This is a genomic window from Vibrio sp. PID17_43, from assembly GCF_002608565.1.
Lineage (GTDB): Bacteria > Pseudomonadota > Gammaproteobacteria > Enterobacterales > Vibrionaceae > Vibrio.
This window is the reverse complement of the sequence record NZ_LIXM01000008.1, coordinates 149,265-164,170: the sequence shown is the minus strand read 5'-3', so window position 1 is coordinate 164,170 and position 14,906 is coordinate 149,265. Positions and strand designations below refer to the sequence as shown.

14 protein-coding genes, 3 pseudogenes and 1 riboswitch are annotated in these 14,906 nt (G+C 45.1%); of the genes and pseudogenes, 3 read left to right on the top strand and 14 right to left on the bottom strand.

The window, feature by feature from the left end; all coding sequences use genetic code 11:
• Positions 1-107 precede the first annotated feature (107 nt).
• The 3 genes and pseudogenes from AK965_RS07875 to AK965_RS07865 all read right to left on the bottom strand — a co-directional run.
• Positions 108-380 (bottom strand): annotated as a pseudogene (locus AK965_RS07875) (ABC transporter substrate-binding protein); the annotation flags it as partial.
• A 604-nt stretch (positions 381-984) separates the two neighbouring features.
• Positions 985-1,704: an SDR family oxidoreductase gene (locus AK965_RS07870; RefSeq protein ID WP_099079093.1), complete on the bottom strand. Its 720-nt coding sequence runs from the start codon at positions 1,702-1,704 to the stop codon at positions 985-987.
• Positions 1,705-1,917: 213 nt separating this feature from the next.
• Positions 1,918-2,223, bottom strand: coding sequence for an isoamylase early set domain-containing protein (locus tag AK965_RS07865; RefSeq protein ID WP_099079092.1), 306 nt, complete (start codon positions 2,221-2,223; stop codon positions 1,918-1,920).
• A 191-nt stretch (positions 2,224-2,414) separates the two neighbouring features.
• On the opposite strand from AK965_RS07865, the gene AK965_RS07860 reads away from it, so the two are divergent.
• A complete protein-coding gene (locus tag AK965_RS07860) occupies positions 2,415-2,792 on the top strand; it encodes a hypothetical protein (RefSeq protein ID WP_099079091.1) in 378 nt (125 codons plus the stop codon).
• A gap of 82 nt (positions 2,793-2,874) precedes the next feature.
• Entirely contained in the window at positions 2,875-3,474 is a 600-nt protein-coding gene (locus AK965_RS07855) for a thiol:disulfide interchange protein DsbA/DsbL (RefSeq protein WP_099079090.1), read from the top strand.
• Between the two features lie 45 nt (positions 3,475-3,519).
• On the opposite strand, the gene AK965_RS07850 is transcribed toward AK965_RS07855, so the two are convergent.
• From AK965_RS07850 to AK965_RS20665, 5 genes and pseudogenes are all read right to left on the bottom strand, one after another.
• A complete protein-coding gene (locus tag AK965_RS07850) occupies positions 3,520-3,966 on the bottom strand; it encodes a DUF3429 domain-containing protein (protein ID WP_099079089.1) in 447 nt (148 codons plus the stop codon).
• A gap of 227 nt (positions 3,967-4,193) precedes the next feature.
• On the bottom strand, positions 4,194-4,850 hold the full coding sequence (ribB, locus tag AK965_RS07845; RefSeq protein ID WP_099079088.1) for a 3,4-dihydroxy-2-butanone-4-phosphate synthase: 657 nt from the start codon (positions 4,848-4,850) through the stop codon (positions 4,194-4,196).
• A 186-nt stretch (positions 4,851-5,036) separates the two neighbouring features.
• Positions 5,037-5,177, bottom strand: a riboswitch (FMN riboswitch).
• A 132-nt stretch (positions 5,178-5,309) separates the two neighbouring features.
• Complete coding sequence (locus tag AK965_RS07840) at positions 5,310-5,927, bottom strand: cobinamide adenolsyltransferase (RefSeq protein WP_099079087.1); 618 nt, start codon at positions 5,925-5,927, stop codon at positions 5,310-5,312.
• 53 nt (positions 5,928-5,980) lie between these two features.
• Positions 5,981-6,502, bottom strand: a pseudogene (locus AK965_RS07835) (1-acyl-sn-glycerol-3-phosphate acyltransferase); the annotation flags it as partial.
• A 42-nt stretch (positions 6,503-6,544) separates the two neighbouring features.
• Positions 6,545-6,694, bottom strand: a pseudogene (locus AK965_RS20665) (phosphohydrolase); the annotation flags it as partial.
• A gap of 238 nt (positions 6,695-6,932) precedes the next feature.
• Here AK965_RS20665 and AK965_RS07825 point away from each other — a divergent pair.
• A complete protein-coding gene (locus AK965_RS07825) occupies positions 6,933-7,115 on the top strand; it encodes a hypothetical protein (RefSeq protein ID WP_099079086.1) in 183 nt (60 codons plus the stop codon).
• Between the two features lie 52 nt (positions 7,116-7,167).
• Here the strand turns inward: AK965_RS07825 and AK965_RS07820 are convergent, their stop codons facing one another.
• The 6 genes from AK965_RS07820 to AK965_RS07790 form a co-directional block, all read right to left on the bottom strand.
• A complete protein-coding gene (locus AK965_RS07820) occupies positions 7,168-8,445 on the bottom strand; it encodes a cytosine deaminase (protein WP_099079085.1) in 1,278 nt (425 codons plus the stop codon).
• A gap of 9 nt (positions 8,446-8,454) precedes the next feature.
• Positions 8,455-9,693 carry a cytosine permease gene (codB, locus tag AK965_RS07815; protein WP_099079084.1) on the bottom strand — a complete coding sequence of 413 codons (1,239 nt, stop codon included), beginning with the start codon at positions 9,691-9,693 and terminating at the stop codon, positions 8,455-8,457.
• A 745-nt stretch (positions 9,694-10,438) separates the two neighbouring features.
• Positions 10,439-11,785, bottom strand: a complete 1,347-nt coding sequence (locus AK965_RS07805) for a magnesium transporter (RefSeq protein WP_099079082.1) — start codon at positions 11,783-11,785, stop codon at positions 10,439-10,441.
• Between the two features lie 80 nt (positions 11,786-11,865).
• Entirely contained in the window at positions 11,866-13,176 is a 1,311-nt protein-coding gene (locus AK965_RS07800) for an AarF/ABC1/UbiB kinase family protein (protein ID WP_099079081.1), read from the bottom strand.
• Between the two features lie 101 nt (positions 13,177-13,277).
• Positions 13,278-14,501, bottom strand: a complete 1,224-nt coding sequence (locus AK965_RS07795; RefSeq protein WP_099079080.1) for an HlyD family secretion protein — start codon at positions 14,499-14,501, stop codon at positions 13,278-13,280.
• Complete coding sequence (locus tag AK965_RS07790) at positions 14,501-14,827, bottom strand: MFS transporter (RefSeq protein WP_099079079.1); 327 nt, start codon at positions 14,825-14,827, stop codon at positions 14,501-14,503. Before AK965_RS07790 ends, AK965_RS07795 begins: the two co-directional genes overlap by 1 nt.
• Between the last annotated feature and the right edge of the window lie 79 nt (positions 14,828-14,906).

Genomic DNA, 14,906 nt, shown 5'->3' with positions numbered 1-14,906 from the left:
TGTCTTGCCCATTAAACGAGAAGATCGGATATATCCGAGAGCAATAAAAGCAAAGGCAAAGAAATACCCCAATAAAAAGAAAGCCAGTCAGCTTAACTGACTGGCATTAGGGTATTGGGCACTTTTCCTTTCCAGTAATACGAGCTTGAGTGACCCAGATCGTATTGGCCTGATTTGACCATATCAAAAATACCTAATGGCGCTTTGTGCTTGTTAGCGGAATCAATACGAATCACCAAGCGTCCATTGGACATCTCTTCGGCTAATTTCGCCATATTTTTGCTGGCATCGCCGAGAATCGGGGTATTTGGTCCCCAAGTTTCTGCGAGTTTAAGTCGGTAAACCTTATCGGCACCGAAAGCGGAAAAAGCACTCAGCATCAAAGGCAGAGTCCAGGCGGTGGTGAGTAGCGAGCGTAATATCGGTTTTGTAGGCAGCATGACAGAATGACTTCCTTATTCTTTTGTTTGTAATGCTTACTAGCTTTTATTTTGTTGATTTTTTAGTCAATCTTATTTTTATGCTTGCATTCACTTGGGCTCAGACGGAAAACCTAAGCAAAATGATGGAACTAGGGGAGCATGCTAGGCGTGCTGCCATCTGAGGATGAGAACGTATGCCGTAGTAGTGATCATGAGAGCATGATCTTCATACCAAAAGTGCAGTGTAGGTCACGGTGATGGGAAACGAAAGTAGTGTTGCCTTTAACCTCCCCCCCCATTTAAAAAAGCGGGGGCTTCGAGGGACAAAGCCCCCAAAAATGAAAAGGCATTAAATTGCAAATAGACGAGTAACGGGTAGAGCGTGAAATATTTGTGAAATTTGCAGGGGAAAAGCACGAATGTTATGCAGTTGAGACAGTTTATAGCTCATGAATCAAGATTGTAGCTAGTGTGGCTAATTTTTAATCAGTGTAAACATAATGCCAGAGACGCGAGAATGAGAGTAGACAAGCGGCCCGTTGGCAGGGGCCGCGATGTGAAACTATGGCTGTTGTTTAGTCGGTGCCAATGCGATTTCACGGATACAGACGTTCTGTGGTTGTTGGTAAGCAAACACAACGGCACGAGCAATGTCATCAGCAGCAAGTACGCCGCCCATGTCTACTTTCCATGCATCGTAACCATCTTTGATGTCTTGAGACGTAGTGTGAGAAAGCAGTTCCGTTTCTACAGCACCCGGTGCGATAGTGGTAACACGAACGTTAGACGCCGCCACTTCTTCACGCACGTTTTCGGAGATAGCGTGCACCGCGAACTTAGTACCACAGTATGCCGCGTGATCTGGGAAGGTTTTCTTACCTGCGATAGAGCTGATATTGATAATCGTACCGCTATTGCGGGCTTTCATCGGAGCAAGAACCGATTGCATGCCGTTTAACAGGCCAAGCACATTCACATCAAACATGCGCTTCCATTCTGAAGCATCCTGAGCATCAATTTGACCAAGTAACATTACACCGGCGTTGTTCACCAACGCATCTGCTGGTCCAAATTTCTCTTCTGCTTTCGCAATAGCGGCTTCAAAAGAAGATTTGTCTGTTACGTCTACTTTCTCACAGAGTGTATTTGGTAAGTTCAGTGCTTCCAAACGTTCTACGCGGCGAGCCAGAAGAAGAAGAGGGTGGCCTTCATCGCTTAAGCGACGTGCGATAGCTTCACCAATACCTGAGCTTGCACCCGTAATTACGATCAGTTTTTTCATCTTTTGTTTCCTTTTTATTCTTGCTTGAAAATCGCTTTGTTTGAAAGCAGTTGTTTCGCTGCAATGTGGGTAATATTAAGGAAATGACATTTGTTGATATATATCACTTTAGCTAAAACACTGTTGTTGGCTGGAAACAATAGCGAATTACCTTGCTTTATAATAGACATAAAAAAGGCGCACGAATGCGCCTGTAGAAGGTTGAATGAAATGTTATGAAGATTCCGCCGCGGTACAGACGACACTGTTGTCACTACCAAAGCCGTTAGGCACATAAGCATCGGCGTATGGATCGTTCTCCCATTCTTCGTCATCAAACAGGTAACGGAATTCAATATTTTGCTCCTTCGGCAAGCGTGTCTTAAATTTAAACTGGCCACTTTTCTTTACGAGTTTCATGGGTTCTGGTTGCCAGTTGTTAAAATCGCCTGCAATTTGAATCGATTGCCACTGATTTTTGTCTAGCTCGAACGTGACTTCGACTTCATCTTTCGTTTTAAAGAATCTCTTTTTAAGCATTAACTCTTCCTTGTTTGTTCAAAAACCGTTCTAACTATTACTCAGGCTTCACAGGAATTTCAAGCCTTATCGAACGGTATTCGATGGAGACTACGGATGAATACGTTTTCTGTATGGGTTGTGGAGTGTCTCACTTGTAAGCAAGAACGGTTTCTGTATGATGAAGACTCACCGTATTTTGAAGATGTTGTATGTTGAGTTTTAACCGCACATTCACGACGACGATGCTTTGCCTGCTAGCCATGCTGCTAACGGGTTTTGCCTCTAGTGTGCGTGCGGCGAAGGTGCAGATAGAGGCACTGTGTGCTCAAGAGCAAAAATTTGATCTTCAGCAGCACCAGAGGGTGAACAAAAGCGATTGTGTTGAATCGCATCACAGTGACCACCTGATGGAGAAAGGACAGCAAGCTCATACAAGCTGCAGTTCTTTATGTATCGTTAAAATGCCTATCAACTTGTTGCATGATGACTTGATGCTGCTGCCCCACCAGCTTGCTCTTATCGATAAATCATCAACGCCGAAAGCCGTGGCCGTGGTTTATAAAACTTACCGCCCTCCAATTGTTTGATTCCCACATTCATCATTCTCCAGTACCGCTGGATTCTTATTAATTAGTGAATATGGCACTCGTGTGTCAGAAGGAATCAAACATGAAAAAACTACTCGCGCTATGCAGCACTCTTTTACTGACATTTACCACTCACGCTGCGCAATTTGAAGAAGGTAAGCATTACAAAGTCTTGGATGTGGAAAAAGCCAGCAAACCCACCGTTACGGAGTTTTTCTCATTTTACTGCCCACACTGTTATAAATTCGAAGCAGTGGTGGAGAACTTAAAATCAGCACTACCAGAAGATGCAAGCTTTGAGAAAGTTCACGTTGCCTTTATGGGCAGTGATATGGCGGTGCCAATGGCAAAATCGTATGCAACGATGGTGTCGTTAGGTGTTGAGAAAAGCATGGTTCCGGTTATGTTCGCGCAGATCCACCAAATGCGCCAAGCCCCACGCGATGAAGTCGAACTAAAGCAGATCTTTGTCGATAATGGTGTGGATGCGAAGAAGTTTGACGCGGCATACAATAGCTTTGCTGTAAACTCGATGCAAAAGCAGTTCGATAAGAAATTTGAAGAGAGTACTCTGACAGGGGTACCTGGTGTATTAGTGAATAACAAGTACATTGTGCTTGCGAACGAGATCCGCAGTTACGATGAGTACAATGAGTTGGTGAACTACTTACTTACCCTGTAAGCATTGACGCAAAATCAAAAATGGCGACCTCGGAGGTCGTCATTTTTATGTAATTAATACCAGACCATGCATTAACACAACGCCAGCAGTGAGCTTTCCTCTCATTAGTTGATAGCCTTTTGGCTCTACTTCTTTCTCTACTTTTCTTATTAGTTTTTCTGCGTACCAAACTGCGACATAACCAATGGCTAAGAGTAGCGTTGCCACCATGTGATTCTTGTTGCTTTGCAATAGGGCGGCCCAAGCGAGCAAGACGAATAGGTTACTGAGTATCAATGCATTACGACTAAGGCGATGGTAATAATGGTCGATGCCGTTGCCCCATAAATTGCCAGACAAAAAGCTCAAAATAACGGCGCTGTATGTGATGAAAAATTGCTGGCCGTTTAAGTCAAACAATACGGTGTCAGTAAGGATGAGTACTAAGCTAAACAGAAAAGGAATGAGGCCTAAATATCCCAGCTGTAACATGGTAGAACGTGTCGTCGCCATAGCAGTCTTCCTTATCGTTATTGTTCGGTGGCATTAGTAAGCGTAGTACTTATCTAACCAAGTAACCTAAGTGAGAACGACTTGGCTTGCAGACGTGCCAATGCTCGGAATTCAGCCCCTTTAAGCCAAATGAGTATGCATAAAGTGAAACGTTGGACGGTAGGATAGAGCGACGGGTAGAAAAGCCGCACGAATATGCGGCTTAGAACAGTTTGATAGCTAAGTGCTTATGCGAGTTTCAAATCGAACTGATTACGGTACGCGACCATGTCTTCGATAGTCAGTACAGGCATGTTATGAAGGCGGCCAAATGCGACGATTTCCGGCGTTTTTGCCATTGTGCCGTCTGGGTTTGTGACTTCACACAGTACACCTGCAGGTTGTAGTCCCGCCATCTGCATGAGATCAACCGTACCTTCGGTATGACCACGGCGAGTCATTACACCACCAGGGCGAGCGCGAAGTGGGAATATGTGACCTGGGCGAGCCAAGTCGTCTGGCTTTGCATTTGGATTCGCTGCGGTTTTGATGGTTGTCACGCGGTCGGCCGCAGAAACACCCGTTGTTACGCCTTGCTTCGCTTCTATTGAAACAGTGAAAGCGGTTTGGTTTGCGCTGTTGTTGTTCACAACCATTGGTGGAAGTTCAAGTTTGTCTGCTTGAGCATCGGTCAGGCATAAACAAACAATGCCGCTGCATTCGCGGATCATCAGTGCCATTTGCTCGTTTGTTAGGTGCTCAACTGAATAGATAATGTCGCCTTCGTTTTCACGATCTTCATCATCAAGAAGAAGCACGCCACGGCCTTCTTTGAGAGCGATAAGTGCGTTTTCAACACGTGTGATTGGGTTGCCAAATTCGGCAAGTAGTGATGACTGATTCATGGTTAACTCCTAAATATCACCAGAATCAGGGCGGTATGAGAGATCGTTGTGTTTATCATTATAACCACAAGTTTACGCGCTAATGAATGGCATAAACCCGCACTTAACAAAAAACGCGATCAAAAAGAAACGCACCAGAACTTCTCAATAATTTGATAAATACATTGAGTAAATATGCTGGTGTATTCTTATTCTCTTTCATCCGGACTATAACCGTCGGCTCTGGCATTTCACCAGATCTGCTGACCTCGATAAATCGAGCGCTCGCGGGCTCACTCAAAAGAGTATACCGCCGGTGGGGAATTTCGCCCCGCCCTGAGAACATTGAGTCCGAACTTAACATTATTGTTTAGTCGGAAATAAAACTCCGACGACTCAGCATGAGCGGTCGGAGTAGAGATAGTACTGCGTACACTAAGAATTGAAAAGTCGAAGGTAACTATTTGATGGAAAAGTGTGCTATCGATTGAAATGATCGGTACGAATAAAATGATCGATCTGTTCTGGCACAAAGGTGTTATAGATTAGGCTGGTATGGGTTTGCTTTGTTTCGATATGATCCTGCATGCCATCTAGTCGAGTTTCTTCTACGGTGACGGTTCCATCTGAGAGTGTGTGGTCTTTGTGCATCAGGATTTGTCGTGCGCCAATCGGCATGGTGCCAGCGATGCTGCCGAGCTTTTGCGGGAAAGCCCAAACATCTTCATGCATATTGAGGCCATGATGAGGCGAATTACCCAACATGACACCAAAACCAAGATCCTGAATGCGAGTTACGATGGACGCCCCTTTCAGCGGAGAACCAATCGCGACGACATGCGAAATCAAGCTAGTAGTTGGCTGCCTGTTTGCGAGGTAGCGTTTAATCATCAACCCCCCCAAACTATGGCCCACCAATACGTTAGCAGCGAAAGGATTAAGTGCATGATCAATAGAGTCAAACAGTGATTCTTCATTAATTGATACGGTGTTGTAACTTAACACCTTTGTTTCGTAGCCAAACTTACGCAGTTGTTGGCTAAGAGGCTGCATGACGAGCCCATGCATATAAAGACCATGTAAGATGATGATTTTCATAACACCTCCTAGATTTGTGACGTTGACTTTATCCTACTAAATTCTGCACTGAACTACTGTCGGCGAATGAGCAAATCTTGCACTTCATTTTGTAACAAATGGCGATTTAGCGTTGCCGGTTGCAGTAATTCACCAATACTGACTTCAATTCGAGACCAGAATCGAGCTGGATGCTTAGTTAATGCGTGTCCATCTTTGTGGCTGAAGAACGATCCCCATAAGCCTTTTAACGCCATTGTAGTCACAGGAACAGGTGTTCGGCTTAGGAGCTTCTCAACATCAGGTCTGAATTCACCCAGTTCACCATTTGACGTTAATCGACCTTCTGGGAAGATACTAACCACTTCATCGTTATTAAGCGCTTGCTCGACTTTCTCGAAAGCACTTTCGTATATCTCTGCGCATTTGCGTGGTGAACAGATTGGGATGACGCCAGCATGACGGAAAACGTACTTAAGAACGGGCAGTTCACTGATTGATTTATCCATCACAAATCGCATCGGGCGGGTCGATGTGCCCATTAAGATAAGCGCGTCTACGTAACTGACATGGTTTGCCACAATCAGGGAAGCGCCTTGCGCTTCAATCGCATGAGTAACCGCATCATGGTATTGTTATGGATAGTTAATCTTTTCTAAAAACGAGATGGCTTTCTTCGCCACCATTGTGGAACTTTGCTTTCGGTCTGGGTGATCTTTAGGGTAGGTGAAGCAATCATGCAAATAAGAAGCAGGCAATTCTATCGCTAAATCAGCACCTTCTTTTTTACCTAGTCCGTCATTAAGTTAGCTTGAGGTATATTGTGGTCCGCGTTTAGGGGGATATTGCTGAGACCGGCAACAAATTTTATAGAAAATATGTTTGGATTACGTTCATCTTGTTGTTTTTATAAATAATGAAAATAGACGTATAATGGATGGCTATTTTTTATTTCAGTCAAAATTCATTCTAGGTGAGAGGGATAGGATTCACGCGAAATCGACAATTATAAAATGAATCCAAGAAATGCAGGATTTATATGAATTAGAGCGTAAGCTAGTGGAAGGCGGTGCAGATATGAAAGGCTTAAAAGTGGAACCCGCGATTGTGGATGAAGAGGGCAAGATCGTCTATTTAGGCCGTTCTCCTTCCATGTTGAGAAACATCATTAGTTGTCAGCAAAAGCTTACGCAACGAATGAAAAAATAAAACAAGGGTCTGACAGTATCAGCCCCTTGTTCTTTTTTATTCAGAGTGGCTATTAACGTTTAAACGTTACTTGCTCTTGTTCACCAAGATGAATGTGTGTTGTCGCTGGTTGAGTTTCCGCAATCACGTTACCGTGACGAACGGAGTAACGCACTGGCACTTGGCGGCGTACTGCATCAAAACCGTTTTCAGCAGGAAGGATCAGTAGGTTACCAGGTTTGCCTTCTTCAATACCGTGCTTGTCTTGAATGTTCAGCGTACGGGCTGAATTGGTGCTGATCAGATCCAGTGAGTTATTGATTTGATCGTAACCCATCACTTGGCACACATGCAGACCCATGTGCAGAACTTGCAACATATTCGCTGTACCTAGTGGGTACCAAGGATCAAACACATCATCATGACCAAAACATACGTTGATGTTGGCATTCAGCATCTCTTTAACGCGTGTTACACCACGGCGTTTCGGGTAGTCGTCAAAGCGACCTTGTAGGTGAATGTTCACCAATGGGTTTGCAACGAAGTTGATACCAGACATGCGCAGTAGGCGGAATAGGCGAGAGGCATAGGCGCCGTTGTAAGAGCCCATTGCCGTCGTATGGCTTGCTGTTACCTTGTGGCCCATATTGAATTTGTGCGCTAATGCTGCCAGTGTTTCAACAAAGCGAGATTGTTCGTCGTCGATTTCATCACAGTGTACGTCGATCAGGCGGTCAAATTTTTGTGCCAGTTCGAACACATAGTGTAGGGATTCAATACCGTATTCACGAGTGAACTCGAAGTGTGGGATTGCACCGATAACGTCTGCCCCCAGTTGAACGGCTTCTTCAAGCAACTCTTTACCGTTAGGGTAAGATAAGATGCCTTCTTGTGGGAAAGCAACGATTTGAATGTCGACCCACTCTTTCATCTCTTCACGCACTTCCACCATCGCTTTTAGTGCGATAAGGGTAGGGTCAGAAACGTCAACGTGAGTACGCACGTGCTGAACCCCATTGGCGATTTGCCATTTTAGTGTTTGCTTTGCACGTGCTTTGACGTCTTCAATCGACAGCATTTCTTTGCGTTCAGCCCAGCGCTCGATCCCTTCGAACAGTGTACCAGAGATGTTCCAACTCGGTTCACCAGCAGTCTGGGTTGTATCTAAGTGAATGTGCGGCTCACAAAAAGGTGCGACAACCATGCCGCCCTCGGCATCGAGTACGTCACCTGAGTAATTTAGCTCTACATTATTGTTTTCAATACGCTTGAATTGACCATCCTCAATCAGTATTTGCTGGAGACCTTCCTGTCCCTTTAGCGTAGCGTTTTTGATCAATAGTGTTGTCATGCTGATTCCTTACGCTGGCTGTTCAGCCAGTGTCTTTTTATTAAGAATGGGATTAAGAGTCAGGTAGCTGATTGCGCCGCCTAGTACCGCGTTAACAGGAACCACACCTGGAAGGAAGTGACCCGCTGCTACACCAATGGCAACGGCGATAATGCCAGCCCAGTTAACAGTTTGGAACTCCGCCGCGTCGAAATTTTTATAACGTTTACGGTTTACTAGGAAATCCGCGATGATAACGCCGCCAATTGGTGGAATAGCAAGCGATAGGAACGTTAACCAGCCAACAAAGTTATTGTAGAGCCAAAGTGCGCAAAGTGTTCCTACCACGCCATTAGCCATGGAAATGTATTTACTTGGTAAACCAGTGATGTTGGAGAAGCCAAGACCGGATGCGTAAAGCGCATTGTCATTGGTTGTCCAAATGTTCAAGCCTAGAACGATAATGGCAGGGATCAATAAACCTTGCGCGATCATCACTTCGGAAATGTCAGACTGACCGGTTACCGCTGCACCAGCAGCGCCAAAGACAAACATGAGTGAGTTACCAATAAAGAAGGCAATCATGGTCACCATGACGGCGCCTTTTGGGTTTTTACCGAAACGGACGAAGTCCGCCGTTAATGTACCCGCACTAATGAATGAACCAACTACCATTGCCAATGCGACTGAGAAATCAAGGGGCTCAACTGGTTGTACATTTTGTAACTCAGCGATACCACCGATGCTGTTTATCGCTTCGATCACGGAGTAGCCGCCAAGTAGTGCAATGGCAGGAACAGCAATCGCCGATAGAATCATCAGTGCAGAGATACCAAAGTAAACGGTCGCGGTCATTAAGAGACCAGAGAGAATGATGAGGGAGTTAGTGTCAATGCCTGTCGCCTTGTGAACCGGAATGGCAAACATTGCCACGCCAACACCGAACCAGCCAACTTGTGTACCACCAAGCAGTGCGGAAGGAAGCCAAGAGCCTTTAGAGCCAAAAGAGAAACGAGCAAGAAGGTGAGTAGAAAGACCAGTAGAAGCGCCGATGTAACCAAGGAAAGAAGTGTAGATGCCGAGAATTAGGTTACCAATGAGAACAGCGAGGAGGAAATCATCAAAAGAAAGGCCAGTACCGAGCGAACCGCCCGTCCACATACTCGCGGAGAAGAAAGTGAGTCCTAACATTACCATGGTTAATGAAGCGACACCCTTTCTGGCACTGTTAGGAACTGGTCCAAGACTGTAGTTATTGTCTGCAGCCATTTTTACCTCCGCAAAGAAAAATAAAATGAATTATCGAACCCAAATTCTGGGTAAACGGCGCGTATTATCGTGATGTAAATTCCATAGTCAATGTGTTTTTTGTTATTAAAACGTTCTTCTGAGGTTTTTTTGTTGTTTTTTGGTTTTAAATCAGTGGTTTGTAATTTCTTTTTAGAGTGAAAAATGTTTGTTAATGGCCTCTGCATTTTACTGAAAGTGTAATGAAATCGGTATTATTTCCGTTAATGTTATGTCCTGTTTGAATTTGATGGTTTCTTTCTTAAGTCTGTTGCTGTCGTCCCTTTATGAATGAAAAAGCAAACGTTTTCTTGGTGTTTATTTTTGTTGTGTTCATTATTTGAACGCAATCTGTCAAATTTGGTTGTGGTTATGATGGTTAGTTGGCATTTTTGGTCTGGAGTGTTTATTTTTTATGGTTATCTTAACCGTAGGTGGCCAATGAAGGATGAAATGATTTTGTGTGTGGCGTGGTGCAAGCCGGTTAAGTACGTAAGGAAAGAATAGTGGGGGGGTAAAAAAAAAGCCAACCGCAGCAAAGCGATTGGCCTATGTATGCGTGAACAAGTCGAGTTCACGAACAACGTCAGTTGGCTAGGTGACCCTCGGCTTAAAAAGGGTCACTATAAGCATAGCAGTTCATGTGCATTTTACCTTAAATAATATGAATAAATCGCTTTGCTGGTATTACTAGTCTTTATTAATCAGTTAGATGACGGTGCTAATTTTATAACATGACTAAGCTCGCAGTACCCAAGAAGGCAAAGAAGCCAACCACATCAGTGACGGTCGTTAAAATGACCGAACCTGCTAACGCGGGGTCAAGCTTCAACTTATCTAAAGCTATTGGTATAAGTACGCCAAACAACGCTGCCGTGATGATATTAACGATGATGGCCAGTGCAATGGTTGCACCTAATACGGTAGATTGAAACCAAAGCCCTGCTAAACCACCAATGATTAGTGCCCACAATAGTCCGTTTAAAAAGCCGATGCCCAGTTCATTTTTCAATAAAGCAAAACGGTTACCAGGTGTGATCTGATTGAGCGCCATCGCACGAATCATCAGAGTCAGTGTTTGGCTACCTGCAATACCACCCATCGATGCGACAATCGGCATCAAAACGGCTAACGCGACTACTTGAGCAATGACATCTTCAAACAGACCAATGGTTACCGAAGCGAAAATAGCGGTGATGAGGTTGATCCCAAGCCAAACCCCACGTTTTTGAGAGCTTTTCATGACAGGGGCGAATAAGTCATCACCTTCATCCATACCTGTACCCGCCATCAAACGAGCTTCGTAAATCTCTCGCTGAGTACTGAGTGCAAATTGCCAATCCGCTTCGCCAATTAAGGTTTGGTCTGCATCGGTGACGGGAAGTGCTGAGAGCGCACTGTGCTCTAATGCTTCTACGGCTTCTGGTAATTTCATTTTACTGTCGAGCACAGTGACGGTTTCAATCGCGAGCGTATTTAGTCGAATGTCGCTTTCACCTCGCAGTAACTCGTGATAGTTCACGACACCACGAAACTGTTTGCAGCGGTTAATTAAATACACATGTTGTGGTGCGTCATAGCTGTAGCGAGCCATCAGCATACGTGCTTTTTCTACCGTAATGTTGAATGGAAGTGTAATGATCTTACGCTCAGCCCAGCGGCCGAGTTCATCTTCTTCGTATTCATTCGCCTGATCGTATAGCTCGAGCTCGTCTTTCTCGATGAGAGACAATGCTTCATTGATGATCTCTTCAGGGAGTGAGTCAGCCCATTCGATCAGTGAGAGATTATCTAGTTTTGCAAGGGTGAGTTTTAGTTCGACCTCAGATAAAGCATTAATGATAGAAAAACGCACATCGGCACGCATTTCGGTCAACACATCGATGTGAAACTCTAACGGCAGTGCTCGCCACAAACGGACACGATCATCAATGGGAAAAGCTTCCAGAATCAATGCGACGGAGCCTGGTTCTAAGCCGTATTCGATGGAATCATTCAGTGCGGTGATTTGATCCGCTTCGTCCGCTTTGACAATCTGTTCTATTAAAGTTGAGAGGTCTTGAAACTTGCTCACTGAGAACCCCGACAGTAGGTTGATAAACTGCTGTCAAAGTTACGCGAAAGTAGCAGAAAAACAACACCCTAAAGGGTGAGTTAACTGAGATATGGCAGAACCAGATGGTGAACGTTCACTTTTGCACCAACACGAGCGGCAAGGAAGTACATTCCGCCGATTTTTCGATGCAGGAAAAGGGCATCGGCTGGTGGTGTGTGCCAGTAATCTTGTTCCATGCTTAAAATGGTGCCTGCTTCGCGGAGCTTTTGTGCCAATCCACTGGCTTTGAAATCATAAGGTTCATCAACCAACATTGGTTCGCACGCCATTTTGACCAGATCGAGAATGGCTTTACGCTGAGCAGGCAAGATGGATTGGCTGAAGAATCCTATTTGCTCCAGTGCATCATTCAAGCCTTGTTCGTCATTGTTCACGACCGACGCGAAGGCTTGGAGATAGCCGGTACTAAAACGTTCGCTGTACTCACGAGTCGCGCCGAAATCCAGCAAGCCGATTTGGTGGGTACTCTCAATATACAAATAGTTGGCAAAATTGGGGTCGGTTTGTACCATCTTGAATTCGAACAACTCTCGGAACAGCAATTCGAGCAGACTGTGTATGACAAAATCTCGCGTATTTTGGTCATAATGTTCGATTTGCTCAATCGGACAGCCATCAATGAACTCCATGCTGAGCACGGAGTCGGAACAGCTTTTAGTGTGTATTTTCGGCACCACAAAATGAGGGGCCTTTTTCAAAGCCTCATGATAGCGAATGGCAAACTGTGCTTCGCGGTCGTAATCGGCTTCATCATGCAGTTGTTTTTTCGCTTCCTCGAGCAATCCTTTGTAATCGACAGACTCTGGAATCAATCCAACCACTTTAAGCAGTGTCCCCACATTGTTTACGTCACTATCGATGCTTTTTCTTATTCCAGGATATTGCACTTTGACTGCTAGGTTGTCACCTGCATCGCTGTAAGCTTGGTGTACTTGTCCGATCGAGGCGCTGGCAATGGGTTTGAAGTTAAAAGAGAGAAAATCGTCTTTCCAATTGACCCCCAACGAGCTTTCCATCACACCGTTCAGTTGTTTGGCTGGCATTGGGTCGGCATTAGAGCGAAGTCGAGAAAGGATGTCCGCTAATTCAGGCTCCAAGACATCACCGGCATCCATTGAGAGCATTTGACCAAGCTTCATGGCTGCACCGCGCAGGTGAGCGAGTTGGTCTGTTAAGCGTGCGATGTTCTGTGGTGTCAGCAAAAGATCTTTCGCTTTGGGTCTGTTGCCCTTTGCGATTTGCTTGGTGCCTTCTGCAATCACGTTGCCAGCAACACGGGTCGCAAGCGAGGCGAATTTGCCAAATCTTGATATTCGATGGGTAGGTAGGCTTCTTTCCTTTGGCGACATGAGTCTGCTCCAATATTTACTAACTATTTGTTATACGGGGACAGTACGTGCTTGGATACAAATGACAAGAAAACCGCCAGCGAAACTGGCGGTTTGGGCGTTTAGATAGAGTAGAAGAAGTACAACTGAGACTTCATTCGGATGATAATGCCCCGAATTGCATCTAGGAAGGCAAGGAAACCAATTGGCTTTTCACCGCTTACCCACGCAAGACCAACAGAACCAACTGGAATGTCATAGCCTTCAGGTTCATCAATTTTTAGGCGAACAAAGTGATGTTTATTCTGTAAGTTTTTACCCGTTGTTGCTCTTACCGAATCGTCTAAGCCTAACAGGTTGCCTTGTGATTCACCGGTTGCTTCAACGATACCCTCAACCGTTGCGGCGAAGATCTTACCAGGATATACCGATGAGGCGAACTCAGTCGGTTGACCCGGTTTGATATTGCGAATGGCTTGGTGGTTCACGCGCATCAGTACGTACTTTTCGTTGGTGTACATATTGATACGAGGCGCGACTGAGACACGCTGGCCTTCTCGTAAAATAAAGTTGGTGACAAACCCATCGGCAGGGGCGTGCACTTTTGTGCTGTTGAGATCCCACTGCGCTTTGGCGATTTGCTCTTGTGCTTGGCGAAGTTCTGCTCGTTTGGTTTCGACCGCAAGTTCGGCTTTATCAATAGCAAGTTTTGCCCGTGAGATATCCACTTGCTTCTTCTTGATTTGTGACTCAAGTGTCAACACATTGTGGCGCGCCATGTCCACTGCGCTCGATTGTTTGTCGATGTCACTTTCCGTAATGGTGTTTTGCACCACGCGGTTTTGTTCAACGTAACGGTCTAACATCTTCTTTTGCAATTTGAAATCAACTTGCGCTGCAGCTAACTGGCTTTTTGATGTTTCAAGGTCTTGCACCAACGCTTCGTGATTCGCTTCTTCAATCGAAATATCGCCTTGTGCCGTTTCAAGCGCGACTTCTGCCACATCGGCAGAGACTTTCGCTTGATTAAATGCGATTTCATATTGCGTAGGGTCGAGTTCGTAGATGAGCTGACCTTGCTCAACTTGTTGGTTAGGCTTGATATAAATGTGGTCGACTTTGCCTCTGACGTTGGTTGAATCGGGGCGAAGTTGAATATGAGGAGACTGCACCACAGAACCACCAGAGAGATCCATTGGCGTAAAGTTGATCAAACCTACCCACACAAACATCAACCAACCGACCCCACCAAGGTAAGCAAATGACTTCGTTGCTTTGTTCCAAGGCATGCCAACAAGGCGAAGCAAGTAGATAAACAGTGCCCAAACCGCTAAACCTTCTAACATTATGCCTCCTCTTGTGGCAGTGTTTCTGATTGCGGTTTACTTCTCCATGTATCACGCAGATTGAGAATGGCTTTTTCCATATCAACGAAGGCAAAGATCACCGCGAGCACCCAAACCCAGTGCCAGACGAACCCTATCCAGGTGAGGGCGGTGATGAGCCCTATCTGATGGTGATCTTTACTGTGTGCTTTATTGATTGGTAATTCATGGATTTTCCAAAAGCCGTAACACGCACCAGCAACACTGGCGATTAATACGACGGCCGCAACAACATGCAAAGCGGTGTCTGCGCCTGTTCCGACAAATGGGACACTGAGTAAACTCATAAACTGCTCCTCTAAGATATATGGGGCGTATTGTGTTTACTTATTGAAAAGGATGATTGTTTGTGACAAATTCAATCAA

What these genes read in the sequence shown, in the direction of transcription:
- AK965_RS07870 (WP_099079093.1), bottom strand. Translation starts at nt 1,704, where the DNA reads ATGAAAAAACTGATCGTAATTACGGGTGCAAGCTCAGGTATTGGTGAA.
- AK965_RS07865 (WP_099079092.1), bottom strand. Translation starts at nt 2,223, where the DNA reads ATGCTTAAAAAGAGATTCTTTAAAACGAAAGATGAAGTCGAAGTCACG.
- AK965_RS07860 (WP_099079091.1), top strand. Translation starts at nt 2,415, where the DNA reads ATGTTGAGTTTTAACCGCACATTCACGACGACGATGCTTTGCCTGCTA.
- AK965_RS07855 (WP_099079090.1), top strand. Translation starts at nt 2,875, where the DNA reads ATGAAAAAACTACTCGCGCTATGCAGCACTCTTTTACTGACATTTACC.
- AK965_RS07850 (WP_099079089.1), bottom strand. Translation starts at nt 3,966, where the DNA reads ATGGCGACGACACGTTCTACCATGTTACAGCTGGGATATTTAGGCCTC.
- ribB (WP_099079088.1), bottom strand. Translation starts at nt 4,850, where the DNA reads ATGAATCAGTCATCACTACTTGCCGAATTTGGCAACCCAATCACACGT.
- AK965_RS07840 (WP_099079087.1), bottom strand. Translation starts at nt 5,927, where the DNA reads ATGAAAATCATCATCTTACATGGTCTTTATATGCATGGGCTCGTCATG.
- AK965_RS07825 (WP_099079086.1), top strand. Translation starts at nt 6,933, where the DNA reads ATGCAGGATTTATATGAATTAGAGCGTAAGCTAGTGGAAGGCGGTGCA.
- AK965_RS07820 (WP_099079085.1), bottom strand. Translation starts at nt 8,445, where the DNA reads ATGACAACACTATTGATCAAAAACGCTACGCTAAAGGGACAGGAAGGT.
- codB (WP_099079084.1), bottom strand. Translation starts at nt 9,693, where the DNA reads ATGGCTGCAGACAATAACTACAGTCTTGGACCAGTTCCTAACAGTGCC.
- AK965_RS07800 (WP_099079081.1), bottom strand. Translation starts at nt 13,176, where the DNA reads ATGTCGCCAAAGGAAAGAAGCCTACCTACCCATCGAATATCAAGATTT.
- AK965_RS07795 (WP_099079080.1), bottom strand. Translation starts at nt 14,501, where the DNA reads ATGTTAGAAGGTTTAGCGGTTTGGGCACTGTTTATCTACTTGCTTCGC.
- AK965_RS07790 (WP_099079079.1), bottom strand. Translation starts at nt 14,827, where the DNA reads ATGAGTTTACTCAGTGTCCCATTTGTCGGAACAGGCGCAGACACCGCT.